The organism is Mesorhizobium japonicum MAFF 303099, assembly GCF_000009625.1.
In the GTDB taxonomy this organism is placed as follows: domain Bacteria; phylum Pseudomonadota; class Alphaproteobacteria; order Rhizobiales; family Rhizobiaceae; genus Mesorhizobium; species Mesorhizobium japonicum.
In genome coordinates this window covers 4792448-4818462 of record NC_002678.2, presented here as the reverse complement: position 1 = coordinate 4818462, position 26015 = coordinate 4792448, and the positions used below count along the sequence as shown (strand labels likewise).

The window sequence follows — 26015 nt, the reverse complement described above, 5'->3', positions numbered from 1 at the left end:
GGCGTGTTCGAGAAGCTCCGGGGTCGGCGTCAGATACACCGCAGTGGAACTGATGTCGCCGTGCCCCATGAAAGTCGAGAGCGCAAGAAGCTTCGTCTGAGGATCGAGCCTGTACCAGCGCGTGAGTGTGCCAACGGCAAACGAGTGCCGCTAATTCCGCATGCGGAATTAGAGGCATAATTCCGGGTGCCGGATTATTCCGAGTGACGCCATCGCCGCGGCGTAATTTTCTCATGATTGCAAGTAATTGGATCAGCGTCGGCCGTTGATTGCTCGACATTATTCGGCTGCTCTTTCTGAGCGTGGACTTTCCCACGCTATAGGGAGAGACAGACGATGATTGATCTGAATGAGGCGCTAGCCAAAGATCGCTGGATAGGCCGATTGGCTAGCCACCTGGATGGTTTCGAGGCTTTGCTCGATGGCCAGGGATACGCCAAAACGACTGTTCAGCAGAAGATTAAGCTCCTGGCCGGTTTCAGTGCTTGGGTGGAGAGGCAGGATGTTCCGCTGAGCTTGCTCGGGGAAGAGGACGCAGATCTATTTCTGACGGAACTTGGTCTGCGCCCGAGGCGTGGCGATGCTTGGACCATTCGGCAGTTGGTACGATATCTGCGCGACACGGGCGGCGTGCCGGTGCTGCTGCCAGAGGTCGATACGAGCGCCAAGGGTAAGCTGATCGACGCATTTGGGGAATTCCTGCGCAAGGAGCGTGGTCTCTCGGCATCGACATTGACGAATTATCTGCCGATTATTCGTGGGTTCCTGGACGAACAGTTTGGCGGCAAGGATCCGGGTTTCGACCACCTGCGAGTGGGCGACGTTCATCGGTTCATCGTGCGGCGAGCCCAGGCCGGGTCGCTCGGCCGCGCCAAGTTGGCGGTCACGGCGCTGCGTTCGTTTCTGCGCTTCCTGCAGCAACGCGGTTTGCTTGCGACCGATCTCGCTGTCGCGGTGCCTGGGATCGCCGGCTGGCGCTTGGCACACTTGCCGAAGGCGCTGCGTGCAGAACAGGTCGAACGGCTCCTTGCGTCTTGCGACAGGAGAACACCGGCCGGCCGCAGGGACTACGCGGTTCTGATGCTGCTCGCGCGCCTCGGCTTACGGGGTGGCGAAGTCTCGGCCCTGACCCTGGACGATCTCGACTGGGATTGCGGCGAGATCGTCGTGCATGGCAAGGGTCAACGGCTGGCGCGGCTGCCACTGCCGGCGGATGTCGGTGCCGCCTTGGTCGACTATCTGCGGCAGGATCGGCCTGCTTGCTCAACACGCCGTGTCTTCATTCGCACGCGGGCTCCCAGACGCGGCTTTGTCAGCCAGTCGACTATTTGCTGCATCGTCCGTCGTGCGCTCAAGCGCGCCGGTCTGACGCCGGCGTTCAAGGGTGCGCACCTGTTGCGTCACTCACTCGCCACCGATCTGCTGCGCCGCGGCGCCTCGCTCGTTGAAATCGGTCAACTTCTCCGCCACAGCCAGCCGAACACGACACAGATCTATGCCAAAGTCGACATCGCGGCGTTGCGTGCCATTGCGCTACCCTGGCCAGGAGTCGCATCATGAGCGCGTTGCAAGCGGCGCTCGAAGAGTACCTGGCCGCGCGCCGCGCCCTCGCCCATAAGCTGCGTCTTTCCGGACGGTTGCTGCAGCGCTTCGTTGTCTTTGCCGAATCTTCCGGCGCCACCTTCATCACCACCGAGATTGCCCTGGCCTGGGCCATGCAGCCGGCAGAGGCACAGCCCGCCCAGTGGGCCAACCGGTTGGCGATGGTTCGCCGGTTCGCGCGCTATTGCAGCGCCATTGACCCGCGGACCGTCGTCCCGCCGACCGACCTTCTTCCTCACCGGTATCGTCGACCATCGTCCCCCTATATTTATCGCGACGAAGAGATCACCCGACTGATCGACGCGGCAAAGCTCTTGCCGTCGACAGTCGGCCTTCGCCCGCAGACTTATGCCACGCTCTTCGGCTTGTACGCGGCGACCGGTCTGCGCTGTAACGAACCGCTGCGTCTCGATCGCGGCGACACCGATCTCGTTGATGGCATCCTGACGGTTCGCGACACGAAGTTCGGCAAGTCGCGCTATGTGCCGCTTCACCCCTCGACGCAAGACGCCCTCAAAATCTATGCGGCCAGCCGAGACCGGTCATGCCCGAATCCGGTGAGCTCCAGCTTCTTCCTTTCCGAGCGCGGGACGCGTTTGACCGAATGGGCCGTGCGGTGGACGTTCGTCAAGCTGTCGCGCGAGGTCGGCCTCCGCGGCGCCAATGACTCCCGCGGGCCACGCCTGCACGACCTTCGCCACCGACTGGCCGTGACAACATTGCTGCGCTGGTATCGCAACGGCGTCGATGTCGAACGCCACCTGCCCGAGTTGGCGACCTATCTCGGCCATGCCCACATCACCGACACCTATTGGTATTTGACGGCAACGCCGGAGCTGCTGCAGCAAGCGCTGCTGCGGGCAGAACAATCTCAGCCGGAATCCCGCCCATGAGCGCCGCCCCAACGTTCCCCGCTCTTCTTGAGGCCTTCTTCACCGATCGCCTCATCAGACAACGACAGGCAAGCCCGCATACGCTTGCGAGCTACCGCGATACCTTCTGCCTGCTGCTGGCCTATGCCCAGCGGCAGCTACGCAAGGGGGCCTCGCACGTCACCTTGCCGGATCTCGACACCGCGTTCCTCGGCGCCTTCCTCGATCATCTCGAACGCGACCGCGACAACAGCGCCCGCAGCCGCAATGTCCGTCTTGCCGCCATCCATTCCTTCTTCCGCTATGTGGCGTTGCATGCGCCGGAACACAGCGCATTGGCGCAGCGTGTGCTCGCCATCCCGAGCAAGCGTTATGTTCGCCGGCCGGTCGCCTTCCTCACCAGCATCGAAGTGGCCGCCTTGCTCGCCGCTCCCGACCTCGGCAGCTGGATCGGGCGCCGTGACCGGGCGCTTCTGTTGCTGGCCGTGCAGACCGGCCTGCGTGCTGCCGAAATCGTCGGCCTTCGCTGCGAGGACATTGTCCTCGGCCCGGCCGCCTATGTGCAATGCCAGGGAAAGGGCCGAAAACTCCGCAACACACCGCTTCGCAAGGATACGGTCACGGTGCTGCGTGCCTGGCTTGCCGAGCGACGCGGGCGGAGCGCCGATCCTGCCTTCCCGACGATAAGCGGCACGTCATTGAGTCACGACGCACTTCAATACCTGCTGAACAAGCACCTCGCCGTCGCACGTCGCGACTGCCCATCGCTGGCCAGCAAGCACGTAACGCCGCATGTCCTGAGGCATACCCTGGCAATGGACCTGCTCCAGCACGGCGTCGACCGCTCGGTCATCGCTCTGTGGCTGGGCCACGAGTCGGTCGAAACCACCGCCATCTATCTTCAGGCCGACATGAAGCTCAAGGAGCAAGCTCTGGCAAGGACCGACACGGCCGACATCCGGTTGGGCCGCTACAAGCCCGACGACCATCTCCTCGCATTCCTGAAGAGCCTCTGATAATGCCGACCCAACAGCCAGAGATCCCCCGTATCCGTTGGCCTCCCGGCCGTCACTCGGAATAATCCGGCACTCGGAGTTATGTCTCAGATCGTGCAGGCGTGGAGGCGAAATGCCGGGTGGGATCCGCAGATTTAGGCTCGGGACCATAGCGTGAAAGGTCTGGCTGATGGTCCCAGGATTGATCGAACGACCTCTGCGCAAGCAAAACAGCGGCTGATCGTCCGCAGTATTAGTTGCGAGCGCCGTAGTCTGGCGTTGATGCAGATGCTGGCCCAGAAGTGCTCCGAGCTTCGGCCCAAATGGGACGAGGCGGCTCTTGTAGAACTTGGTCTCCCGGATAACGAGCAGCCGCCGTTCCAGATCGACGTCTTTGAGGCATAGCCGGCAGGCCTCGCCGACACGCAATCCCAGTCCGTAAAGCAACAGTACGAAATATGTGTTGCCACGCTCGATCGTACTGCCATGACTTGGAAGCGCCTTGGCAAGAGCGAGCAACCGAGTGGCTGCGTCTGTGTCGAAGATAAATGGCGTGCGCTGATAGGGTGCTCGCCGACAAGCTACGCTCATCATGTTGATAGGCGATGAAGTCGTCGACCTTCTCACAATGGGCCTTCGGCTCGTTGGGAGCCGGTTCGTCAAGCTGGCCAAGAAAGCAAAGCCACGCTGCGGCGACGTCACGGAACAAACGCCGTGACCCCTTCTCACAGCCAGGCTGTGCATTTCGCAAAAGCCGGACAGGGATTTAGCGAAAAGGGTGTCCGGGAATTACCGAAACACGCAGCCAGGCTCTGTTTCGCGCGTGCTGGTATCGGGTCCAAGATTGAGCGGCCGCGTCGATCTCGGCCTGCCTAACGCACCTGCCGCCGGACAGGTCCAGCCGCTCCGCAATGACTAGCAGCTCGCGTGGCCGTGCGCAGCAAAGTCTCACGAGGCGCACGCAGATCGGCGAGATGCTTGAGATAGCGCAGCCGCTTCGAGGCCTCAGGCCCGTCATGGTGACACGCTACGACCTTCGGAGGCGAATAAGTCCTCGAACATGCCTCGGATCTCCAGTGAGGTGCGAAATCCGATCACCTATATCCAGTTTGTTATGAGGCGCTCGGCATCCTCACCGGCCTGCCGCCTCTGGCCCGCAGCGGCCGACGCTACATCTCTACCGAAGCCACATTACGCACCAAATGTGCTCGAACACATTTAATGCGGGAAATCCGCCCGCCCGGATCTGTGAGGGCGAAAGCCGAATGGCTGAGCTACTCGACCGCGATCCGCGCCGTCCCGCAGAAATGCTGATTTGGCAAACGAAGCGGATCCGCCCCATCGGGCGGACATCCGCAATCCATGCAGGGTTTGTCCAGTCTGCGACACAGGGCTGTTCGGCAAGCTTAGCCAATGATTGATAAACCGGAATAAAATCTTTGCTGCCAAGCTGGCACGAATTTTGAAGGTTCCTCGTCGGTGCCGACAGGAGACCCGATCCGATGGCACATTCGGTCTGCGTCAGACCGTAATCACAGGCGCATTTTGCGATGCTGGCCTGCCGGCGGCGGCCTATAGAGCCACAGGCTCTTACAGCCGTCTGCTTTGTGCACCGGTGACAACGCAGGGAAGGGGACACGATGGGACTCCCTCGGATTGGGGTCGAGTTAGGCCGGTTCCTCGACCAGACTGATGGTATCGCTCAATCCGAACAGTTGTTCGACCTGTTGTCTGCTTTTGCGCTGAATTTTGATTGCCCCTGGATCGCGTACGGTCCTCTTGCACCCGCGCAAAAGGTTTTGAAGCCAGCCCAAGCGGATTCGGCGATCATGTTGAATTACCCTAATGAATGGAAGGAACGCTACTTCAAAATGGGTTATGACAAAATAGACCCGATCATCAAGAAAAGTCGAAAGGGGGTAGGCGCCATTCGATGGAGCGAGGTGTATAAGGATGCAAGCACGACTGACAATGAACGGCGCGTTTTAGACGAAGCAGCGACGTTTGGCTTAAAGTCAGGCGTTACTGTTCCATTGCACGGCCCCGCTGGCAGCTTTACCATCATGAGCTTTGCGCAACCTTGGGACCGCGAATTCCAAAATAGAACAGTCACTTACTTGCAACTGGCTGCGTTACATTTTCATGTGAGGGTTACGAAAGGCACCAGTTCGAACGCATTGAAGCAAGTTCAGGACCTATCTCTTAGAGAGAAAGAGTGCATTCTGTGGATAGCGAGAGGTAAATCTTCATGGGAAATAGGGAAGATTCTAGGGATATCCGGAAACACCGTAAATTTCCATTTAAAAAACGCGATGCGGAAGTTGGATACGGCCAGCAGAACCGTCGCTGCTATTAAAGCAACAAGTCTCGGAATTGTCGAAGTATGAATATTGCCCTAGAAGGCGTGAGCACGAGTTCTTGAAATTCCTCAAACAGAAATTGTGACCTGCCACTGAACATTCATCCAGCGGCGATTAGAGCCTTGGCCGTTTCTGATCCGATACCGTTCTTTGGACCGCCGGAAGGTGGAGTTTCCCGGCTGCTTCACGATGGCGGGCTGGTGGCGCCATCGGGATTGATCAACGAGATCGGGACCTTGTGTCCGATTGCACCATGTGGGCGCACCTCGTTGTAGTATCTGCGCCAATCCTCCAACTTTTTGGCCGCGTCGGCAAGCGTCAGGAACCAGTGGGCATTCAGGCACTCCGCCCTGAAGCGGCCGTTGAAAGCTTCGATGTAGGCGTTGTCGGTTGGCTTTCCCGGGCGCGAGAAGTCGAGCGTAACGCCCTTGGTGTAGGCCCACAGATCGAGGTCGCGGGACACGAACTCCGTGCCCTGATCGACCCTGATCGTCTTCGGATAGCCGATCCGAGGACAGACTTGTTCCAGCGTCCTGACCCCGTCCTCTGCTCGGTAACTGAAGCGCGGGTCGAGCACCGGCACGTAGCGCGAGAACGTATCGACGACCGTCAGCACGCGGATCTTCTTGCCGGTCGCGAGCTGGTCGTGAACGAAGTCCAGCGCCCACACGTCGTTGGGCTCGACGGCCGGCTGACGATCATCTCGTAGCTTCGCCTTCACGCGCCGTTTCGGCGTCTTGTTCCGCAGTTGAAGCCCTAGGTCGTGAACTCATAAACGCTGGATGATTGAGACGCTGGAAAGCAATCACCCGTCGGCTTACAGTCTGACTATGCCGTTTGCCCGCAAATTAATTCTTCACGTTCCGGTATCGGATGAGACCTTGCTCGATGGCTTTGTTGAGCAATGTCTGAATGACGGTGTATCGCTCGTGGCCGTGGTCGGACCAGGCTGCGCGAGGGTTGAAGACATTATCGACGAGATCGTCGTCGGTGACGGAAGCGACGAGACACGCTTTATATCCACGACTTCTCACCCCGATGAGCCATTTGAGGATGTGTTGAACATGGCTAGGGCGTGGGAATTCGAGCGCGGCGATCCCGTCGAAGAGGTCCGGCTGTAAGAGTCGTTGACCGCCCGCAATTTAGGCTTCCATACCACGCCGTTTTCTGATTCAGGCTCCACATGAGCCGATATGACCTGACTGACTTCGAATGGCGCGCGATCGAGCCGCTGTTGCCCAACAAGCCGCGAGGAGTGCCGCGCGTTGACGACCGCAGGGTGCTGAACGGCATCTTCTGGGTGCTGCGATCGGGTGCGCCATGGCGCGATCTGCCGGAGCGATACGGCCCGCGCACCACCTGCTACAATCGCTTCGTCCGATGGCGGAAAGCAGGTGTGTGGGACCGCCTCATGGATGCCATCACCAAAGCCCATGACGGCACGGTGCAGATGATCGACACCTCCATTGTTCGCGTCCATCAGCAGGGCGCGACGGCAAAAAGGGGGATCGAGATCATTGTCTCGGTCGTTCCCGAGGCGGGCTGACAACCAAAATCCATGCTCTTGTCGACGCCCAAGGCAGGCCGATTAAGCTGACGCTCACGGCAGGCCAGAAGAGCGACATCGCCTCCGCAGCGGACTTGATCAAGGAATTGCCGGAGGGTGCCATGCTACTCGCCGACAAGGGCTATGATGCCAACGCCTTGCGCAATGCTGTCACCGAGCGAAAGGCATGGGCCAACATTCCGCCCAAGGCCAACCGCAAGGACGCGATCTGCTTCAGTCCCTTCCTCTACAAGGCGCGCAACCTCGTCGAACGCTTCTTCAACAAGGCCAAGCAATTCCGTCGTATCGCAACCCGATACGACAAGCTGGCTGAGAACTATCTTGCCGCCCTCAAACTCGTCGCAATCCGCATCTGGCTACGCGGTAATGAGTCTACGTCCTAAGTCCCTGTAAATCCGATAGGTCCGCTTCATGTTGATGTCCCAGCCCTCGCGCGTGAGCATCACGTGCACGCGCCGGTAGCCATAACGAACCCGCGTTGCACAAATGTCTTTGATCCGAGCTTCGATGCCGGCCTGATCGCGGCGACGGGACTTGTAGTGATAGGTCGATGTGTCGAACTCCAGAACCCGGCAGGCACGCCGGATCGACACGTTCCACTCAGTACAGGTATCCGCCACCAGCTCGCGTTTGCGACCAGGCCTCACAGTTTTCGGCGGATCACGTCCTGCAGCATCTCCTTGTCCAGCGACAGGTCGGCGACCAGCTTCCTGAGCTTGCCGTTCTCATCCTCAAGCTGCTTCAGTCGCTTCATCTCCGTCGGCAGCAGCCCGTCATATTTCTTTTTCCAGTTGAAGTAGGTCGCCTGGCTGATCCCCGCGCGGCGGCAGATCTCCGCCACCGGAATGCCGTCCGCTCCCTGCTTCAAAATGAACGCCTTCTGGGCGTCCGAAAACTTCGATGCCTTCATCGCTCTCCGCTCCTCTCCCAACCGGGAAATTACAGCGGAAAACTCCAATTCTGAACGGTCCAGTTTCCGGGGTTCAGATCAGTCCAAAGAATGGTATCGGATCAGATTGACCGAGGAGTGTCACGCAATCGGGCCCAGCTCTTAATTCCGCCCCCAATTGGGAGCAACCCGATTCCGCCCTAACACACCTCTTGACCGCAGCATCGTCATGTGAGCCTGGGATCCAAACATCTAGATTGTGGCTCTTCAGGTGGGCAATTGATGCCGGAAACGCAAGTGCAGCTCGCCGCTCAGGGTGGTCGCAGGCAGCAGTGTCGCACCCAGCCTTCTCGCTACCGCCTGGGACGGCAAATTTTCGGGATGAATGAAGCTCATAAGCGCCGGCAGGCCGAGATCGCGCGCGGTCCAGACCTGCACGCGCCGTGCGGCTTCTACCGCATAGCCGCGGCCCTCAAAACCGGCGTAGAGGCTCCAAGCGAGCTCCGGCTCGTCTATATAGGAGGGGTGCCACAAGCCTACACGGCCAACAACGGACCGGGTTTCCTTCAGTTGGACAGCAAACAGACCGTAACCGCTCAGCACCCATTGACCGAGCATCGCGGCGAAAGCCGTCCAGGCCTCCCACTCGCTTTTCGGCCCGCCCATGTATCGCATACGCTCCTCGTCCGCGTAGAAGGCGGCATGGGCGAGGTAGTCCTCCTTCCGCCAGCCACGCAGCACCAGGCGTTCGCTTTCAAGCATCGGGATCATACTTGCGCCTTGAACACTTGATATGACGCCAGGGAGCATGCCATAGATGAAGGTCCCGAATGCGCCCTAGGGAGAACTGCTGGCGGGAGCCGGTCAGTCGCTATGATATCGGAGGTCAGGTCCACCAGAGAACAAGGTCCGGCCGCGCAAATCCGAAAAAGCTGTTCAGCACCAGGCGACGCTTTCCGTTGCCTGATTGACCGGTAACCCCGTGAACGAACCCGCCATCAATTAGGGCGATATCCCCGGGCTTGAGCTGGAACTCGCGACAAGGAACGGCCTCGAGATAAGCTGAGGAGTAGGGATATCCCGTGGTCTCCACACCCTGCGACTTTCGATCCGCGACTGTCGGCTTGTGACTCCAGAGCCTCAAGTTTCCACCTTCCTCAGGCATGCTGGGATAAAAGTTGAGTGCTGCGACGGTGTTGTGCGCCACCGCAGAAAGCTCGTAATCGTTCCCAGCACTTAACACTTGAGCGACATCGTCGTGGGGGTCCAAGGAAAACGTGCCGCTGCCAGACCAGCTGAGAGCGCGACAAACATTAGCGTGACCGTGCTCCGAACGGGCCAGCCGCAATTCAATGCCCTGTTTGTGAAGCTCGCGCTTCAACGCGTCGAACGATCCGCGCACCGGATCAACCAAATTCTCAAAAAGGGCGTCGACGTGCGGCCGCGCCGTTTCCGACTCTGCGAAATACGTCGCTGCATCTTTCCTGTAATGGGAAGCGCCGACATATTGTCCGGGTACCCCATCCTTACGCTCCTTGAGACCGGGACTGCCAAGAAAATTCGTGGTGATCTCCTCGGCTACTTCGGTACTGAAAGCTTGCTTGATGTGCAGGGCCGTGGTCTCTCCTTTCAGGACCGAGATCATCTCCGCAGTGCTGATCGAGCCGGTTCGTTCCTTGATCGTAAGAGGCGAGATGGCCGGCGTTTGAGCTACTTGATTAATCGCCATTTGTTTTCTCCTGTAGTGCCTGATCGAGGATGGCAATGCCATGATCGAGTTCGTCATCTGAGATGGTTATCGGCGGAAGGACTTTGATGACGTCGCGATTTGGCCCCGAGGATTCGATCAGCAGGCCGTTTTCGAACGCGACATCGTGCACACGGCCAACAACGGCCTGTGAACGGCACTTGAGGCCGGCCATCAGACCACGGCCGCGCTTTTGTTCGATGCACTTGGGGTATTTCGCAACGAGGCGATCAAGGTGTTCTTGCAGTTTGACGGCAGTCCGCTCGACGGCGGTAGTAAACTGCCTATCGGACCACATTTTGCACATGGCCGCGGAAGTCACAAAGGCGAGATTATTGCCTCTGAAGGTCCCGCTATGTTCCCCCGGATTCCATATGTCCATGTCGGGGCGAATCAGAACTATGGACAACGGATTACCTGAACCGCTTAGCGATTTCGAAAGACACACGATGTCGGGCTCGATTTTCGCGAACTCGAATGAGAAGAAATCGCCCGTTCGTCCCGAACCTGCCTGAATGTCATCGACGATGAAAACAACGTCGTGCTTACGGCAAATGCGCTGAATTTCTGAGAGCCATGGTGCGGATGCGGTGTTCATGCCGCCTTCTGCCTGGATGGGCTCCAGGATGATTGCGGCCGGCTTTTCGATCCCGCTGCCTGGGTCGCCCAACACGTGATCAATGTAACTCGCGGAATCGAAAGTTTGGTTCGGATAGTTCTCGTAAGGCACTCGGATCACATCGTGGCGAGCAACGCCGCCAAGCTGTCTGGTTGACGCTGAACCCGACACCGCCAAGGAGCCGAGCGACATGCCATGGTACGAATTTGTGAAGGCCATGACACTCGAGCGGCCGGTATATTTTCGCGCCAGCGCCAACGCCGCTTCGTTAGCGTTCGTCCCGGTCGGCCCAGGAAACTGTATCTTGTAAGAAAGGCCCCGGGGCTTCAGGATCGACTCGACAAACACTTCGATGAAATCACGCTTTGCAGCTGTATACATATCAAGCGACAAGACGATATTTTGATCGGCGAGATATTGAATTGCCGGTTCAATAATATCCGGGTTGTTATGACCGTAGTTGAGCGCGCCTGACCCTACAAGGAAATCAATATATGGCTTTCCGGACTCGTCCCAGATTGTCGCCCCAAGCGACTTTTTAAAGACTGTTGGAAACGATCGTCCATAGCGACGAACGTTAGACTCGTAGGCTGCGAAAATGTCGATATCCATTCAAGGGCCTCTCTGTATGCGGCATGCGGTCAACGCTGCAGGTTCTATGTTCACGTATTCCAAACCATTGATTTCGACGATTGTCTTCGGCCAATATCGGACTTAAAGCGAACGTATCATGGTCAGCGGCTTGCATTCGCAAAGAGTCTGTAAAGTTGTTTGACGAATCTGTTGCAGCGCTTTGGCTAGCGATAGCGTGGCAGTCAGTACCCGCCTTTGCGGCAACGCTATCGGCGGCGTTGTTGGCGAGGGCGACTGACATAACCGCACCGGTTTTTCCAGCATGAGTGCAACCGCGATGCTTTGGTATTTCTCTACGTCGGCCGCGACGGGATCCTTGCCGACGAGTAGCTGTGACACATAGCAATTTCTCTCCTTCGATGTGACGGCGAGACCGGGGCTCGCTCGAGTTTCGTTTTGGAACGCGGACGAGCCAGACCGCGAACTGGCGACAGAACTGGAAGTGACCGCGGCCTCTAATCGCGGCCGTGGCCGCCGGCGGTGATGGCGCCGTTCGCTGGGCGGCGCGTTGGCGCACCCCTGGCTTCGCGGCGTCTACAATGCCTCAGTCGGCCCTCCCGAGGTGACGGCCGCACTGCAAGCCACGGGCCGAGCACGCGGGTGGTGTTCGGCATCCACGAGCTGACGCAGAATCGACCGCGCCTGCTTCGAGAAGGCGCGATCGATGCGGTTATCGACCACCCGGTGTTCGCCACCTTACCGTGTGGTGACGACGGCGCGGCTTTTGGAGCGCAGCACGACTAAGAGTTCCCACCCCTACACTGGTCAACATTCATATGATCGAAAACGCTGGCTCAGGCGACGACACTGGCGATTTGTCCGATGCCGCTTTTTCTATGCAAGTTTCACTCTGTCCGACATCCGACAATTGTTGGATGTGAGACAGGGAGTCAAATCCGCTAACCCGGTGTTTTAATCCAATCTTCCTCTCTGGCACGTCCTGTGCAGCGCGACTTGCGAATGCATCAGCAAGAAAATAGTCCCATGATCACACTCACTGAAAACGCCGTCGCCGCCGTCAAGGCCGCGCTTTCCCGCGCCGACGAGCCGGCGGAAGGCTTTCGCATCATGGTCGAGGCGGGCGGCTGCGCCGGCCTCAAATACCTGATGGGTCTGGAAAGCGTCTCGCGCGAGGGCGATGCCATCATGGAGACGGACGGGTTCAAGGTGTTCGTCGACGCAAACTCCCAGCCCCATCTCGCCGGCATGACCGTTGACTTCGTCACGGACCTGGAGTCCTCGGGCTTTGTCTTCGACAATCCCAATGCGCGGGACAAATGTGCCTGCGGCAAGTCCTTCGGCTAGCCGCCATCACGACAAGGATCGGCACCGTGCGGGATAATACCGACAACGTCTACCTCTTCAGCGACAAGCTCTATTTCATCAATCCGCACAATGTCGGCGTTTTGGACATCCCCAATGCAGCCGGCGAGGTCGGCGCCGTCGCCTGCGGCGACGGGCTTAAATTGATGATGGGTTTCGACCCCAAGACCGAGACGATTACTGCCGCAACGTTCCAGACCTTCGGCCGCGGCTCGGCCATAACCGCTTCCTCGACAATTACCCAATTCATCGTCGGCAAGACCATCGATGAAGCCCTTCAGATCACCGATCAGGAAATGGCAGATTTTCTCGGCGCCCTGCCGCCGCACACGATATACTCATCGCTCGACCGCCTCATTTTGGAGCGCGGTTTGCGGCTGATGAGCGAGTTCTTCCATGCTGTGAGGCAGGCTTTCGAGGAGACGCCAGGATTCTCACGCCTCGTCCTCGTCAAGGCATCATCGCCATGAGTGAGGTGATAGGGGCGTTTCTCGAGGTGATAGGCTTCGATGAGCGAGAGGCCCTTCCCCGCAGCCTTCCCCCGCTGAAACCCAATTCTGCGTGCACTTCGAGCGAGTGGGGTTTCGGCAACGAGCCTCGGCGGTGGAACGAGCTGCAAAACCTGCAGTGGGACATTTCCCACCTTTTGCCGCGTCTCGTAAGCCAGCAGAGATGCTGCCTTGCTCACTCGAAGGCCGCTTAAGCAATGTCATATGCGGTCAAGGAAATTTTCTACACCCTTCAAGGTGAAGGACGAAATGCCGGGCGGGCCGCCGTGTTTTGTCGTTTCGCCGGCTGTAACCTTTGGTCGGGACGTGAAGGCGACCGGGCAAAAGCATTCTGCGGATTTTGCGACACCGATTTCGTTGGCGTAGATGGCCCCGGTGGCCGACATTTTGACACCGCACGGCAGCTTGCGTTGGCGGTCGAGCAAGCCTGGCGCGGGCAGGGAGCTGGGCAGCGTTTTGTCGTGCTCACCGGAGGGGAACCCCTCCTCCAGATCGATGAAGAACTCTTGGAAGCGCTGCATTGCTTGGCGTTTGAAATTGCCGTGGAGACCAATGGTACCATCCCCACACCCGCCGGCATCGACTGGCTGTGCGTCAGTCCGAAATGCAATGCACGCCTCGTGGTCATGGCAGGGGACGAGCTAAAGCTTGTATATCCTCAGATTGGCGCGGAGCCCGAACATTTCGAAGTTCTCGCGTTTGAGCACCTTTTGCTTCAGCCGATGGATGGGCCCGAGCGCGAGGCGAATACGGCCGCCGCAGTGGCCTATTGTCTTGCCAACCCACGTTGGCGCTTGAGCCTTCAAACCCACAAATTTCTCGGAATCCCATGAAGATTACGCAAGCTTTCACCTTCGAGGCGGCGCACTGTCTTCCGCGGGTGCCAGCAACCCACCGCTGTCACCGCATACATGGCCATTCCTACCGTGTGGAACTGCGTCTGGAAGGGCCCGTCGATCCAGATACGGGCTTTGTCATCGATTTCTTCGATGTCGAGGCTGTGTTCGGACCGCTTCTGCAACGTCTCGACCATCAGTATCTGAATGAGATTGAAGGTCTCGACAATCCGACCGCGGAAAACATTGCGGTCTGGATCTGGAACCAAACCAAGCCGCTTCTTGGCCAAATGTGCTCGGTAACAGTCTATGAGACACCGCTGTGCTGGGCTGAATACGAGGGTTGACCCGATGCAACGAGATCCGGGAACCGCACTCGTCCTTTTCTCCGGCGGCCAGGATTCGACAACCTGCCTGGCTTGGGCGCTCGAGAACTTCGAGCGCGTCGAGACAATCGGCTTCGACTATGGGCAGCGGCATCGGATCGAGCTCGATGTGCGGCCTTACCTGCTCGAGCGCATTCGAACAGACTTTCCGGCCTGGCGCGGGCGACTAGGCGGGGACCACATGATTGACATGGCCGTGCTCGGCCAAATCAGTGATACCGCGCTCACGCGCGGCGTCGAGGTCGCACTGAACGCGAACGGTCTACCAAATACCTTCGTGCCTGGCCGCAACCTTCTGTTCCTCGGCTTTGCGGCCGCGTTAGCTTACCGGCTGAGCGCGAAACACCTCGTAATCGGCGTGGCCGAGACGGATCGTTTCAGCTACCCAGATTGTCGAGATGACGCGGTTAAGGCGATTCAACTTGCCCTGAACCTTGGAATGGAGAAGCGGTTCATCATTCACACACCCCTCATGCACCGTGACAAGGCGCAGACCTGGGCGCTGGCGGATTGGCTGGGCGGAGAGGCGCTGGTGAAGCTCATCTGCGAGGGAAGCCACACCTGCTATAGCGGAGACCGCGAGCATAGACACAGCTGGGGTTTCGGTTGCGGGACCTGCATCGAGTGTAATCTTCGGGCAGCGGGATGGGAGCAATTCCGATCCTGCAAAGAGGCACCCGTGACCGCCCATGAAATGACGTAAGCGCCAAGATCCAGGCCGGCGGTGGCAATCTGTTCCATAGATCGTTTCCTTCTCTTTGTGATCAGCACGACGAGGGTAGGCGTCTTCGATGCCGTTTCGAAAGGCTGTTCCATACCATCGACCTTGATGATCTTTGCCGTTCGCGTGGTGCTGTTTGGAAGGGGAGTTCAGCACCTTGGCAAGCAGGCTGCGGTCCTAAATCCCGGTCGGATTGATCGTGGAGCGTACTGCCAAGAAAAAGAAGAGCTTGTGGTTTCGACGAGAGGCAGTTGATGCCCGGCCCGCCCTTATGTGGAGGGTCGTCCATGCAGTCCATCACCAGCATGGCCGCACCATTGGCATCATTGAAGGGACGAATGACGACCTCATCGGCAATCGATACCGGCGCCTGCGTAAGCCGGCACGGGCGCTGGCGCCTGCGGCGACGCGATGTTGCGGATATCCCTCCCCTGGCCTACCTCGGCCCAATCAAAGGATTCCTGCTAAGCGCGTTCGATCTGGCATGCCCGTGCGTCCAGTGAATGCGCGCGCCGCCTTGATGGCGATCGTCACAGCTCAGTGTCGATGTTTGACGAGATTGATCTGCTCGACCGCCGGAAGACAATCGAGCAGATAGTTCAGCAAGGTCGATCTCATGTGCTGTCGAATCCAAAAGGCGGTTGCCGTCATGAAGGATGCGCGCCGCATCAAGCGCCGGGGTAAAGCCATCCCTATGCATCAGGATGGCGAAAGTGTTGTTGAGGTCCCGAAAGCGCTGTCCGTTGAGGTCAGCCAGATTGGCGCGTTCGCGTTGCCGCGCGCCGAGCGGCTTCGGATCGCACAGCCGCTGCGCGCGTGGCTCGAGGAAAACGGGCGGCTGCGGGCGAACAATCTTGCCGATTGGCGTCAGGCGGCGCGAAGATTTCGTCAAACATGTTAGGCCTCTCCTCGAAGGATCCGGAGAGCTACGCCTCTTTTGACGCTGACATGGCATTTGCACTTGGAAGGCGTCATTCACGAACTACATATGGGTGGCGGCTGATGAACAGGCCAACGATCGCCGATCTGGCGAAAGCCGCGGGCGTAAGTGTTTCCACTGTCAATAGGCTCTTGCACGGAACTGGCACACTGCGACCGCAGACGGCCGACCTCATCTTGAACGCAGCGCAGCAGATCGGCTTCCACAGTTCGGGGCCGCTGCACGAACGCAGGCGGGATAATCTCCCGCATCGGCACTTGAGCTTTCTCATGCAGCAATCGCACCGGCCGCTCTGTCGGATTCGGGCCGAGGCGCTTCTCGGTGCCTGCGCGCGACGCACAGATGTGGTTATTGAGCCCGACGTGCTCTTCCAGGACGAACCTTCCCCAGAAGCGGTCGCTGCCAATCTGCTCAAGATGGGCGGAAGCGCCGATGCAATCGCGGTGATCTCGGCCGATCACCCGCTCGTCGGCCAGGCGATTGACGAGTTGCGCGTCAAGGGCGTTCCGGTGATCGCCTATGTCACCGACCTGTCTGCCGCCAGCCGGGCCGGCTTTGTGGGAACCGACAACTGGAAGGCCGGCCGCACCGCCGCATGGTTTGTCAGCCAGACGTCCGGTCGGCCCGGCAAGGTCTTTCCTCTCATCGGCAGCAATCGTTACATCTCGGATGCGAGCTTTCGCTCATACATGCGCGAGCACGGCCCGAGTTCCACGTCAGCGAAACCCTCCTGACCCATGAGATGCCGAATAACGCCTATGCAGTCGTTCGCAGGCTGATAGCGGAGGAGCCGGAGCTCAGGGGCATCTTCGTCAATGGCGGCGGCATTTCCGGCGTCCTGCGTGCTATGTGCGAGCTCGCTGCGGAGCAGCAGTGCAAAATCCGGGTCGTCTGCCGCGACATCGGGCCCGAGACACGCAAGGGATTGAGCGAAGGCTTGATTACTGCTTCCTTGTGCCATCCCGTCGACAGAATGCCTGAAGAACTCATCGATGTGATGCTGCGCATGATCGAACGCACAGACACACGGTTAGTCGAACAGCGGCTTGTTCCGTTCGAGATCCTCACGCCAGAGAGCATTTGGACTTAAGAACGGAAGAGCCAACGTCGTCCGGATAAGGTCATCCGTGCCGCTGCGAAACGACGACCCGCTTCCGGAGGAAAACTGGAGCGCAAAGGGCAGTTCGGCACTCATGATCCTCGTATGCACCGAAATAGGCCAGGAGGGCGAGGAGATAGAAATCCCCGAGGAAGACGATCTTGTCGAGAGCTGGACCCCATGCTTCCGCCAATGATTAGGCTGCTTGTGCGGCAGTTCGTGCCGATTTGCGCTACTTGTGGCGCGCCACAACGTCCGCCTTATAATCGAGTCGATCGAGGCAGCGCACCCGGCGATCTATAGAGAACTTGCCTGTTCGCCCGTGACTATGGCAGATATGTCGAGCTGTTTCATAGCAAGCAATTGAGCCGATTTCGCTTGAGTGAGGCGCCCACGCACAATGATGGCGCGGATCTCACGGCGAGCTTGGCTTTCGACAATTCCTCTTCGGAATTATCAAAGCCCAAATCCGCAAACACGTTGCCGCTGGTCATTTCGCCGGTGATTCTTCAGTCATGTCCTTTGCCATAGTTTTCGCGATCGTGCGTCCCAGCCACCTTCAATCGCTGTAACGAGATCGACTTCGCACTTGGGCGTGTCCCTGCCCTTCTTCTGGAAGCAAAGATGCAGATCACACCAGCGAAGCGACGGCATGGACGGGCGATAAGTATCCTGTCTAAGTCGTCGACCACCGCAAGGATTCGGCCGCCAAATCGCTTGAGGGCTTTGACCCCCAAGATGCTGCTCGCCATTTTGGGCATCGTTGATTGCAACACCCATGACGATGCAGACATCGACCAATCTGACTCCGCTCAGCCACTGAAAGAAAGATTCGGGTCAAACAGCCGTTTTCGCCAAGTGATCATATTTCCTATGAACGCATTTTGGACTGCACGGACCGTTCCAGCTCGGCGCAAAACCCTCCCAGATACTCGTCAATCGCGCTCTGCAAATGCACAGAGCACTTTGGCGGTGCTACATCGATAATGAGCCCAGTTTTGCTTTTTTTGAGAAGATGTCCCTCTTGCTTGGCCGCAGCGAATATCCCGGTAAAAATTGGCGGCAGCGTATCGCGTTTAGCGCTCGCCGGGCGGAGCTGGTCCGGGTTGCGAAGCCCGGCGAGCGCGGATCGTCTTGGGCGATGTGTTGATCAGGCGCGGTTCTTGAAGCGCCAGGATTCATGTCCGATTTCCATGATCTCGCAATGATGCGTGAGAGGCTCGAGCAGTGCGGTCCGTTGTTCCGTCGAATTAGCGGCCGCGCCCGCTGTCGCGGATGAGCGCCCGGGCGATGGCAATGGCCAGATGCGACTTCCCGTTGCGGGCCACCAATCAACACGCCATTGGACAAATGCCATTAAGGGCATCTCACCGCCGGGCGGCGGCGAACAAGAAGGAGAGGAAGTGATGGAACGCAGGCTTGATGACGTGATCGCAGCCCTCCCTGAGGAGCGTCGGGAGCGTGTCGACGCACGTTTCGAAGAGTTAAAAGGACAGAGGTCGAGAGCCTCGGCGAGCTGCGCCATGCGGCTGGCAAGGCCAGGCAGAGATTGCCACGACCCTCAAGATCAAGTCTCGTCGACGCTCGCAATAGGTATGAGCAAGCCCTCGTTAAGCCGGATACCGACTGCCCGCTGTCACGTCGCGGGGGACGCCTCTTCCCTCCCCCATGCTGGCCCAGTTCACCGCCGCGCTGGGGGTGTCCGGCGATGTGCTCGCTGACGACGACCCGCTCGAGCACGATTGGCACCTGCTTAAGTAGATACCACGCGCCTGCGGATATCTTCGGTGGCTTACACTTTATGAAATTTACGGCGATTATCGCCGCACCGCAAAATGACAAAAAAGTCAACCGGCCATGTCTTCTCCCTTCTTATGCGGCTTCAGGACACATTGAGCACAGGCAAATGCTGCCAAGCATGCCAGCACCACGACCCCACGTCGTGGCGGCAGTTAACAACTGCCCGCTGAAGTTTGCCAACAGGCCGTCGGTCAAACTTGGCGCAGCGCTGTTACGGCAGGCACGGCACGTGGAGATCTGTCGAGCATCAGCCATTGCGAAAGGTGTAGCCATAACCGTTGATGGCCGGCGCGCCGCCGAGATGCGCGTAAAGTATCCTCGAGCCCGCTGGAAAAAAACCTTTTTGAACGAGGTCAATCATCCCTTGCATCGATTTGCCCTCATAGACGGGATCGGTAATCATACCCTCGAGCCGCGCACACAGACGGATCGCCTCCTTGGTTTCCTCGGATGGAATGCCGTACCGCGGGTGCGCGTAGTCCTCGAGCAACACCACGTCATCCTCGGCAAGTTCCGATCCGAGCTCGACGAGGGTCGCCGTATGTCGGGCAATGCTAAGCACCTGCGCCTTGGTCTTGGCCGGGGTAGCAGAGGCATCGATACCGATCACGTTGCGCTGCCGACCGTCCTTGGCGAATCCGACGAGCATGCCGGCATGCGTTGAACCGGTGACCGTGCAAACGACCATGTAGTCGAAGGCAAACCCAAGCTGTTCCTCCTGGGCGCGCACTTCCTCCGCGAACCCCACATAGCCGAGGCCTCCATTCGGGTGAACAGACGCCCCGGCCGGTATCGCATAGGGCCTGCCGCCCCTTGCCTTGACCTCATAGAGCGCTTTTTCCCAGCTGCGGCGGATACCGATGTCAAAGCCATCGTCGACCAGACGCACCTCTGCGCCCAAGATGCGGCTCAAGAGAATGTTGCCGACCCGGTCGTAGACGACATCCTCATGTGGAACCCAGCTCTCGTGAACCAGGAGACACTTCATGCCGATCTTGGCGGCGACGGCGGCGACCATGCGCGTGTGGTTGGACTGCACGCCGCCGACGGTGACCAGGGTATCGGCATCTGACGCGATCGCGTCGGGGATGACGTATTCGAGCTTGCGCAGCTTGTTGCCGCCGAACGCCAGACCGGAGTTGCAGTCCTCGCGTTTGGCGTAGATTTCGACCTTGCCACCCAGATGCTTGCCGAGCCGGTCGAGCTTCTCGATGGGTGTGAGTCCAAAGGTGAGCGGGTAACGCTCGAATTTTTCCAGCATATTCTCTCCGGCGATGATCATTCAGCTGAAATAGCCACGCAAAACTCGTTCCATAAGCGCTGCTTGGATTGTCGGCCGCGCTCTCCGACCACCCATCAGAGCTTTGGGGATTTCCAGCGCTCTCCTTGCGATTGTGACGAAGCGATCCACATGTCGCCATGCTGCGATGAGGCGACCATCGCCTAGGAAACCTACGACGACACGCGGTCGGCATCTGCGTTTTTGCCAGCTTTGCAAGTGCAGCCAGACCGCCAAACCAACAGACTTCGATAAAAACGCAGTGGCTCTTGTTTGCGATTCGACCGGCAGGAACTGCACGGTTGCCGAGCCGAATTCCGCGAGGCGATTTTTGTGGCGCTCAACGCCTCACAGAGGTTTCAGCTGCTCGATCGAAGTGCTCGTCTACCTGATCGAAACGGGTGCCAATGCCCTCGAAAGGCTGGCCTCGCCGCGGCCGTAAGTCGTCGGATTGTAGTTGACGAGCGTGTCGGTCCTAGCGGTATCCAGCAACTGATTAGTAATCTGTGTCGGTGTTGCTGACGTGAACTTGCTGCTGTTCTGAACGCGAGTCGTCTGAAAGGCATGCCCGGCAGAGACGGAGCTCCCTGCCGGGCCGGGTTCGCCTTGGGAGGTGGCGTAAGCTAGCGACTTTCGTGGCGGTGGGACCACTCAATCCGTGCGTTTTGCGCAATAACGAGCATGTACCGTGCCAAGCCAAAAAGCATTTAAAAAACACCCAAGAGTCAGCTTCCTCCACGTTGCATACCCGACATTGTCGGTTATCGGACAATGCCGAACGTGCCTCTCGGCATCGACCTGCGCCTGAACCAAAGCGCCCCCGCAAGGTCGTTCGCTGCCATTTCGACCTGGTGGTCACCGGGTTTTAGCTCCGACTGTTCTCCGCTGACGGACAGGGCGGATGTCGCTTTTAAAAGAGGAACTGTCTGTACCTTCAATTCAAGAGGGCGCGGCCACGAGAGACGGCGCGGCGAATGCGGTCGCGCAGATGATCGCGAGGATCAACACATCCGGCAGACGGGCAAAACCGCAGCCTGATCAGTGTCCACCCCTAGGGCGCTCTCCAACAGGGGGTCAAAATTGGACGCCGATTCCCCGCCTCAGGTCTCAAAATCGCACGCCGAAACACAGGACCGTCATCGGCGAATCCGCCCGGAGAACCGAAACTGCATTCCCCTGGGCGGTAGAACGATGAGAATGCCGTCGCCTTCGACCTTACCAGGGAACCATGGCCTGAATAATAAAACTTGAACAAAGGGATGAATCTGCGCTCTGATCTTGTTACGGCGCCTCAAGGGAGGAGCAGCGATATGCCGAGCGTTTGATTGCGCTGGGGCACATCTTGAGTTTCATTCCAATGCTCATCGTCGCTCGACTGGTACCGAACTTCCTGGGACCTATCGACAAGCTCAGCTTCTTGCCCGGCTTTGCCAGCGCAGCTGGATCGCCAAATCAGAAAGAGCAAACTTGCGAAATAGCCCAGCTGAAGAAGTAGCGAACAGCCCAGCGTCGTGACGACTGCTAGACGGAACGAATGCGAGGCGAAGTAAACCGCCACAGCATTGCCGCACATGACCAGCCCGAGGAGCCGACAAAAGATGATGAAGCGCATGCCGTTCTCCTGATTTTGTCTCGTCAAATCATGCAGCTCATGCTGCGATCTGGTCGGCCGCGAGATGGGACTGGCAGTTCTTTGGGCAGACGCGGCCGCAGGCTCCGCAGCCAATGCAGCGGCCGGCATGGTCGACAACCATGATCATGCGATTGAGCTCACCATCGAAATCGTCGTCACCGCCGTCGCAGGCGCCGAGGATCTCACCCGCGTCATCGACGCCGTAAAGATGCATGACCTCGCGCGAGCAGACTTTGAAACAGCGGCCGCAGCCGATGCAGATCTTGCCATCTATAGCGATCAGATATTCCGGCACCCATATGGAGCCGTCGCGGCTGATGAATTTGCTCCTCATCGCAAAGTCTTCATTTTGGCAAGCTCTCTCCTGGCACCATCCAACTCGGCATAAGCGGCATGCGTTTTCTCGGCGACTTCCTCTATCTCAATCCATTTGACCGGGAGACCCTCGGCAAGATCGCGCAAGTTCGTCTTGGCAATTGCCGCGCGCAGTTGAAGCTTTCGGACTTTCTTCGCCATCTCATCCAGGTTTGACATGATCCTTCCTCGAAAATGGGTTTCTTCACGCCCGCGCCACGTCGGGATAGGCAATAGCTGCAGTCACATCGCCGACCAGTTTCGCGCCGGTATCCGTGAGTTTCCGGAGAGTCTCGAAGCCGGACCGGTAGACGTCTCGACAGACGTTTGATTTCTGTTGTTGACAATGTCATCACGCCTGAGCGCTCCTCGATCGCCAGCTCCGACATGTCGAGCCTCCACAGCACGTCCGGATCCCGATTGCCAATGAGTGGATATTCCGGCGCAGTTCCTCGATGATAATGAAATCGGCCAGCAGCCCGGTGTCCGATTTCCGTTGGCATGAGCCGTGAGAATCCTGAGCACGGATCAGCCGCAGGAGGCATTTGACGAACGGGCGGGCAAGGGCCTCGCCATCCTTGTTGACGGCAGGGCCAAGCGCTGCGTGAGACATTTCGTTTCCTCAATTTCAGGTCTCGTCCTCGACGGAGGATTTCTGCTTTCGGTTACGCTGACTTCGGGCTCGCTTACGCAGCCGACGTCCGGCCTCGCCAGGCCGATTCCACGTAAATGCTGCCCCTGTGGCCGACCTTGAACAGGTCCTGGACTGTGACATCTTCAACGACGGGCCAAATTCGCGTCGAATATCGCCGCCGCGGCTATTCGGTTGGAAGTCTAAGGTCCGAGCCCTGACCTGGAGCAAACCGTCGACCCTGTGCTCCATGAACACAGTTACTGCGGGCGCGCCGCAGAAAATGGGCGAATTGATCAGGGTTCCATTCCACTTGTCATCCCGACACCTTGCCGAGCTGAAAGTTCGTGAGAGGTTAGCCACGCAGCCAGTCGTCCACTTTGATCAGAGGAGCCGGGGACTCTCTACGCAACATGTTGTTCTCCATTCCCACACCTTTCCTGACGTTTATGCGCGAGCTGGTTCTTCTCTCAGAACGGAACACACCGGTTAGGAGACCCTCAAAGTCTTGCGTGTTCTCATGCGATCAGCCCTCACTCAGTATTGCCGATCTCAACCAGCAAACGTCATGCCAGCGCTTTGCCCGCAGTAAATGCATGATTCTGCCTCGAAACCTTACAAGCCCAAGACGGCCGGTTGTTTTGAACCCGACATGTTTTCTGCTGCTGTCAGCTTTTGGACACGCATCATGCGTCAGACGCTTGAGGGCGAGAACGGCTTGGCTGTCTGCCCTGCGGTAATGTTGGCGTCGGCTCATCTAGCATCATTCGCCGCCGGCGATGCGCGGGCGCGCACAGCTAGGCCGACCCAGCGTCCCGAACCGCATGACCTTCTTGACCGGCTGGCTATAGGTCGGAAATTCCGCGATTCCGAGAAAGTTGGTCAGCGCAGTGCAGCCCGCTCGGCATTTGCCGCACGAATGGCAAGCGCCTGTCAACCGAGCGATCCTCCAAGGCGCGGGCCAGCGTCTCGACGATTTGTTGGTTAAGGCCGGCCAGTGTTTGTGTCTATGGTCTGGGAGTGGCCTTCGGCAGCCAGTGGCCGCGAGTAAAGCTTCGGCATCATCGGCTTTGATTGCGGCCCAAATCTGGTCGAAACTACGATGGGCTATTATGCCTCCTCTTCATTGAGAGCAGGAATGTCTGCTCTGGCGTAGAAGCCCAGCACGGGTCCGAGATCAAAGGTTGTTCCTGGCGCAAGGCGCCGGACGGACGTGGGCCATGTTTCGGTCGAGACGCCATCGATACCTCGCGCCAGCGTGCTGGCAAATCGGGGCATCAGCGGCGCGAGTGTCTGTGCCAGGATTGCAGCGGCCGTCGTCTGAAGGGCGAGCGACGTGCGGGTGCGGGCGGGATAGAGACGTCGCGCCGCCTCATAGTCTTGCGCCCGTCGGTAGACTACGCAATCGCTGACGAAATCGCAGGCCTGCGCGGCCGCGCGGCGGACGGAGAAGCCATCGTCCGAATAGGCGCGTTCCATCGCCGCGCGATGGATCTCTATCCGACCAAAGAAAGCGCGATCGGCGGGAGCCCAGTCGCCTGCGTCGGGCACACAGCCGCCAAAGTCCTGTTTGATTTCCCCGTGCAGCGCATCAAGCCAATTCAGCCAGATTCCTTGGAACACCTCGTTCTCCGTGCGGCGTAGCGCGTCCAGCGTGAAGTTCGTCCGCTCACCTTCCGGGCGTGTCAGGCCCAAATGAAGACGGACGACATCGACTGTCTTTTGGCCCAGAACCTCTTTGCCCCAGACCGCATGGCTGCGGCTTGTCGAGAACTTCTGACCGTCGAGCAGGTAGAACTCGTTCACATGATACCGGATGCGCGGCGTCCAGTGGGAGAAGACCTCAGCATAAAGCGCCGGATAAAGCAGAGCGTGGTAGAAGGAATTATCGAAGCCGAAGAAATGGACAATTTGCCAGTCCTTGCTGGGCAGGGCCGCATTCCAGTGTCGACCGAGCGATGTAGCTAGCGTCTGGATGTTGTAAAGAAAGCCAAACGCCATCTCTGGCCAGACCCAGGTCACCTGCCCCGGGAACCCCTCGGCCGGTAGCCCCCAGTCCGACGGGTGGATGATGGGCACGGAAAAGTCGCCACGTTGGCGTAGACGCGCGAAGAGGTCCATGATCCGAACGGGGGCGCCCGAAGCCCTTAAATGCCGGTCGATATTGACGTAGCACCGTTCCAGCGCAAGTTCGGGGCGGCGCATGAAGCCTACCACCGGCGCCTCAGCCGAGTGCCGCGACCGGACTGCATCTAGGTCGTGGCATAGGTTCGGCGCGCCGCATTCCTCGCAGATGTTGCCACCAGCGGAGCCGCCGCAATCGGGGCAGAGGCCACTTACATCCGGTTCGTAAAGGTAGTCGCCTGTCACAGCATCGAAAAGCGCAGGGCTCTGGCGCAGATCTACCGCCGTGCTGCTCAGAAGACTGCGGAAACACGCGGCTTGAAACTCTGCATAAGCGCTATCGCCCAAGGTGGGGAGGAAGCTGTGGACCTCACAGTCGAGAAGCGCAAGCGTGGCTCGAATCTCGTCGGCGTAGTGGCGCGCCACCTTTCCGGGCGTCGATTGCTCGGCATCGGCACGCGTGGCGACGTAGCTCTGGTAATCGTCGCTTCCAGTCAGGTGATAGGCTTCGACCCCTTTCATGCGCAGGAAACGCGTGTAGACGTCGGCGCCAAGATAAGGGCCAGAAAGATGCCCCAGATGCAGATCGCCATTAGGCGTCGGCGGCGTGGAGAAGACGAAGATCGGCCCGCGGGGAATCGCGACCTGTGCAGCAGCTTCGAGGGCCGCCTTGCCGTCGCACCAGTAGACATCGACGAAGTTTAGGTTTTCGAGCCCATCGTTGTGCAGCACATGCGCTTCAAAAGGATGGAACAGAACGACATCGCCGGCTGCGACCGAGATTTCCCCAAGGTCGGTCCTGACCTTGCCCGCTCCAGACAGGACCACGAAGGCCTCGATTTCGTCGTGCCGATGGGGCTCGGATGTGACGCCTGGTGCCACCTTGCCAAATGAAAACCCGGTGCCCGCGCTTCCCGTCCCAAGCGCAGCCATGTCGATACCGAACACCCGCGACAGCTGCGTTCGAGAAAACCTGGATTTCCGCATGACGAACCTCAGCTGTCGAAACAGTGGTCTCTTCGGCTGCCGACGCAACAGCATCTGCTGCAAGTTGCGAAGGCAGCCCGACACGTTGGCCCCCCGTCAGAATAGTCCG

20 protein-coding genes and 4 pseudogenes are annotated in these 26015 nt (G+C 58.8%); 12 read left to right on the top strand and 12 right to left on the bottom strand.

Annotated features, from left to right (window positions below; all coding sequences use genetic code 11):
* Positions 1 to 336: 336 nt before the first annotated feature.
* From MAFF_RS24415 to MAFF_RS24405, 3 genes are read left to right on the top strand one after another with little or no spacing between them, the layout of a single operon-like run.
* Positions 337 to 1560 carry a site-specific integrase gene (locus MAFF_RS24415; protein ID WP_010913648.1) on the top strand — a complete coding sequence of 408 codons (1224 nt, stop codon included), beginning with the start codon at positions 337 to 339 and terminating at the stop codon, positions 1558 to 1560.
* A complete protein-coding gene (locus MAFF_RS24410; protein ID WP_010913647.1) occupies positions 1557 to 2495 on the top strand; it encodes a tyrosine-type recombinase/integrase in 939 nt (312 codons plus the stop codon). Before MAFF_RS24415 ends, MAFF_RS24410 begins: the two co-directional genes overlap by 4 nt.
* Positions 2492 to 3490, top strand: coding sequence for a tyrosine-type recombinase/integrase (locus tag MAFF_RS24405; RefSeq protein WP_010913646.1), 999 nt, complete (start codon positions 2492 to 2494; stop codon positions 3488 to 3490). Before MAFF_RS24410 ends, MAFF_RS24405 begins: the two co-directional genes overlap by 4 nt.
* A 138-nt stretch (positions 3491 to 3628) precedes the next feature.
* Here MAFF_RS24405 and MAFF_RS38035 read toward each other — a convergent pair.
* Positions 3629 to 4060 (bottom strand): annotated as a pseudogene (locus MAFF_RS38035) (tyrosine-type recombinase/integrase); the annotation flags it as partial.
* A 1049-nt stretch (positions 4061 to 5109) separates the two neighbouring features.
* Between MAFF_RS38035 and MAFF_RS24400 the strand changes: the two are divergent.
* Entirely contained in the window at positions 5110 to 5856 is a 747-nt protein-coding gene (locus tag MAFF_RS24400) for a helix-turn-helix transcriptional regulator (protein WP_010913644.1), read from the top strand.
* Between the two features lie 157 nt (positions 5857 to 6013).
* Here the strand turns inward: MAFF_RS24400 and MAFF_RS24395 are convergent.
* A pseudogene (locus tag MAFF_RS24395) lies at positions 6014 to 6592 on the bottom strand (integrase core domain-containing protein); the annotation flags it as partial.
* Between the two features lie 19 nt (positions 6593 to 6611).
* Between MAFF_RS24395 and MAFF_RS24390 the strand changes: the two are divergent.
* Both MAFF_RS24390 and MAFF_RS38030 read left to right on the top strand, forming a co-directional pair.
* The gene (locus tag MAFF_RS24390) at positions 6612 to 6950 is read left to right on the top strand and encodes a hypothetical protein (protein WP_010913642.1); all 339 of its coding nucleotides are present in this window, start codon (positions 6612 to 6614) and stop codon (positions 6948 to 6950) included.
* A gap of 62 nt (positions 6951 to 7012) precedes the next feature.
* Positions 7013 to 7779 (top strand): IS5 family transposase gene (locus MAFF_RS38030; protein ID WP_157866062.1). Its coding sequence is split into 2 segments (ribosomal slippage): positions 7013 to 7325 and positions 7325 to 7779, totalling 768 coding nucleotides; the frame shifts between segments, so codons are not numbered across the junction.
* Here MAFF_RS38030 and MAFF_RS38025 read toward each other — a convergent pair.
* The 4 genes and pseudogenes from MAFF_RS38025 to ectB form a co-directional block, all read right to left on the bottom strand.
* A pseudogene (locus MAFF_RS38025) lies at positions 7765 to 8306 on the bottom strand (transposase); the annotation flags it as partial. The gene MAFF_RS38030 and the pseudogene MAFF_RS38025 overlap by 15 nt on opposite strands.
* A 246-nt stretch (positions 8307 to 8552) precedes the next feature.
* Positions 8553 to 9056, bottom strand: coding sequence for a GNAT family N-acetyltransferase (locus MAFF_RS24370; protein ID WP_044551228.1), 504 nt, complete (start codon positions 9054 to 9056; stop codon positions 8553 to 8555).
* Between the two features lie 115 nt (positions 9057 to 9171).
* On the bottom strand, positions 9172 to 10014 hold the full coding sequence (locus tag MAFF_RS24365) for a hypothetical protein (RefSeq protein WP_044549029.1): 843 nt from the start codon (positions 10012 to 10014) through the stop codon (positions 9172 to 9174).
* Positions 10004 to 11263 carry a diaminobutyrate--2-oxoglutarate transaminase gene (ectB, locus tag MAFF_RS24360; RefSeq protein ID WP_010913635.1) on the bottom strand — a complete coding sequence of 420 codons (1260 nt, stop codon included), beginning with the start codon at positions 11261 to 11263 and terminating at the stop codon, positions 10004 to 10006. Before ectB ends, MAFF_RS24365 begins: the two co-directional genes overlap by 11 nt.
* A gap of 1005 nt (positions 11264 to 12268) precedes the next feature.
* On the opposite strand from ectB, the gene MAFF_RS24355 reads away from it, so the two are divergent.
* The 5 genes from MAFF_RS24355 (at position 12269) to queC (ending at position 15041) form a co-directional block, all read left to right on the top strand.
* Positions 12269 to 12589, top strand: coding sequence for a HesB/IscA family protein (locus MAFF_RS24355; RefSeq protein ID WP_010913634.1), 321 nt, complete (start codon positions 12269 to 12271; stop codon positions 12587 to 12589).
* A 26-nt stretch (positions 12590 to 12615) separates the two neighbouring features.
* Positions 12616 to 13077 carry an iron-sulfur cluster assembly scaffold protein gene (locus MAFF_RS24350; protein ID WP_010913633.1) on the top strand — a complete coding sequence of 154 codons (462 nt, stop codon included), beginning with the start codon at positions 12616 to 12618 and terminating at the stop codon, positions 13075 to 13077.
* A gap of 236 nt (positions 13078 to 13313) precedes the next feature.
* Entirely contained in the window at positions 13314 to 13949 is a 636-nt protein-coding gene (gene queE, locus MAFF_RS24340; protein ID WP_010913632.1) for a 7-carboxy-7-deazaguanine synthase, read from the top strand.
* Positions 13946 to 14299, top strand: a complete 354-nt coding sequence (gene queD / locus MAFF_RS24335) for a 6-carboxytetrahydropterin synthase QueD (RefSeq protein WP_010913631.1) — start codon at positions 13946 to 13948, stop codon at positions 14297 to 14299. Before queE ends, queD begins: the two co-directional genes overlap by 4 nt.
* Positions 14300 to 14303: 4 nt before the next feature.
* Positions 14304 to 15041 carry a 7-cyano-7-deazaguanine synthase QueC gene (gene queC, locus MAFF_RS24330; protein WP_010913630.1) on the top strand — a complete coding sequence of 246 codons (738 nt, stop codon included), beginning with the start codon at positions 14304 to 14306 and terminating at the stop codon, positions 15039 to 15041.
* Positions 15042 to 15495: 454 nt separating this feature from the next.
* Here queC and MAFF_RS39240 read toward each other — a convergent pair whose 3' ends face one another.
* Positions 15496 to 15951 carry a hypothetical protein gene (locus MAFF_RS39240; RefSeq protein WP_157866060.1) on the bottom strand — a complete coding sequence of 152 codons (456 nt, stop codon included), beginning with the start codon at positions 15949 to 15951 and terminating at the stop codon, positions 15496 to 15498.
* 110 nt (positions 15952 to 16061) lie between these two features.
* Between MAFF_RS39240 and MAFF_RS24320 the strand changes: the two are divergent.
* A pseudogene (locus MAFF_RS24320) lies at positions 16062 to 17089 on the top strand (LacI family DNA-binding transcriptional regulator).
* A 2056-nt stretch (positions 17090 to 19145) separates the two neighbouring features.
* Here the strand turns inward: MAFF_RS24320 and MAFF_RS24310 are convergent.
* The 5 genes from MAFF_RS24310 to MAFF_RS24290 form a co-directional block, all read right to left on the bottom strand.
* On the bottom strand, positions 19146 to 20159 hold the full coding sequence (locus MAFF_RS24310; protein WP_010913628.1) for a 1-aminocyclopropane-1-carboxylate deaminase: 1014 nt from the start codon (positions 20157 to 20159) through the stop codon (positions 19146 to 19148).
* A gap of 1309 nt (positions 20160 to 21468) precedes the next feature.
* The gene (locus tag MAFF_RS24305; RefSeq protein ID WP_044549016.1) at positions 21469 to 21789 is read right to left on the bottom strand and encodes an exopolysaccharide production repressor protein; all 321 of its coding nucleotides are present in this window, start codon (positions 21787 to 21789) and stop codon (positions 21469 to 21471) included.
* A 37-nt stretch (positions 21790 to 21826) separates the two neighbouring features.
* Complete coding sequence (gene fdxB, locus MAFF_RS24300; RefSeq protein WP_010913627.1) at positions 21827 to 22144, bottom strand: ferredoxin III, nif-specific; 318 nt, start codon at positions 22142 to 22144, stop codon at positions 21827 to 21829.
* Positions 22141 to 22344, bottom strand: coding sequence for a CCE_0567 family metalloprotein (locus MAFF_RS24295; RefSeq protein ID WP_010913626.1), 204 nt, complete (start codon positions 22342 to 22344; stop codon positions 22141 to 22143). Before MAFF_RS24295 ends, fdxB begins: the two co-directional genes overlap by 4 nt.
* Positions 22345 to 23905: 1561 nt before the next feature.
* Positions 23906 to 25906 carry a class I tRNA ligase family protein gene (locus MAFF_RS24290; protein WP_044551225.1) on the bottom strand — a complete coding sequence of 667 codons (2001 nt, stop codon included), beginning with the start codon at positions 25904 to 25906 and terminating at the stop codon, positions 23906 to 23908.
* Between the last annotated feature and the right edge of the window lie 109 nt (positions 25907 to 26015).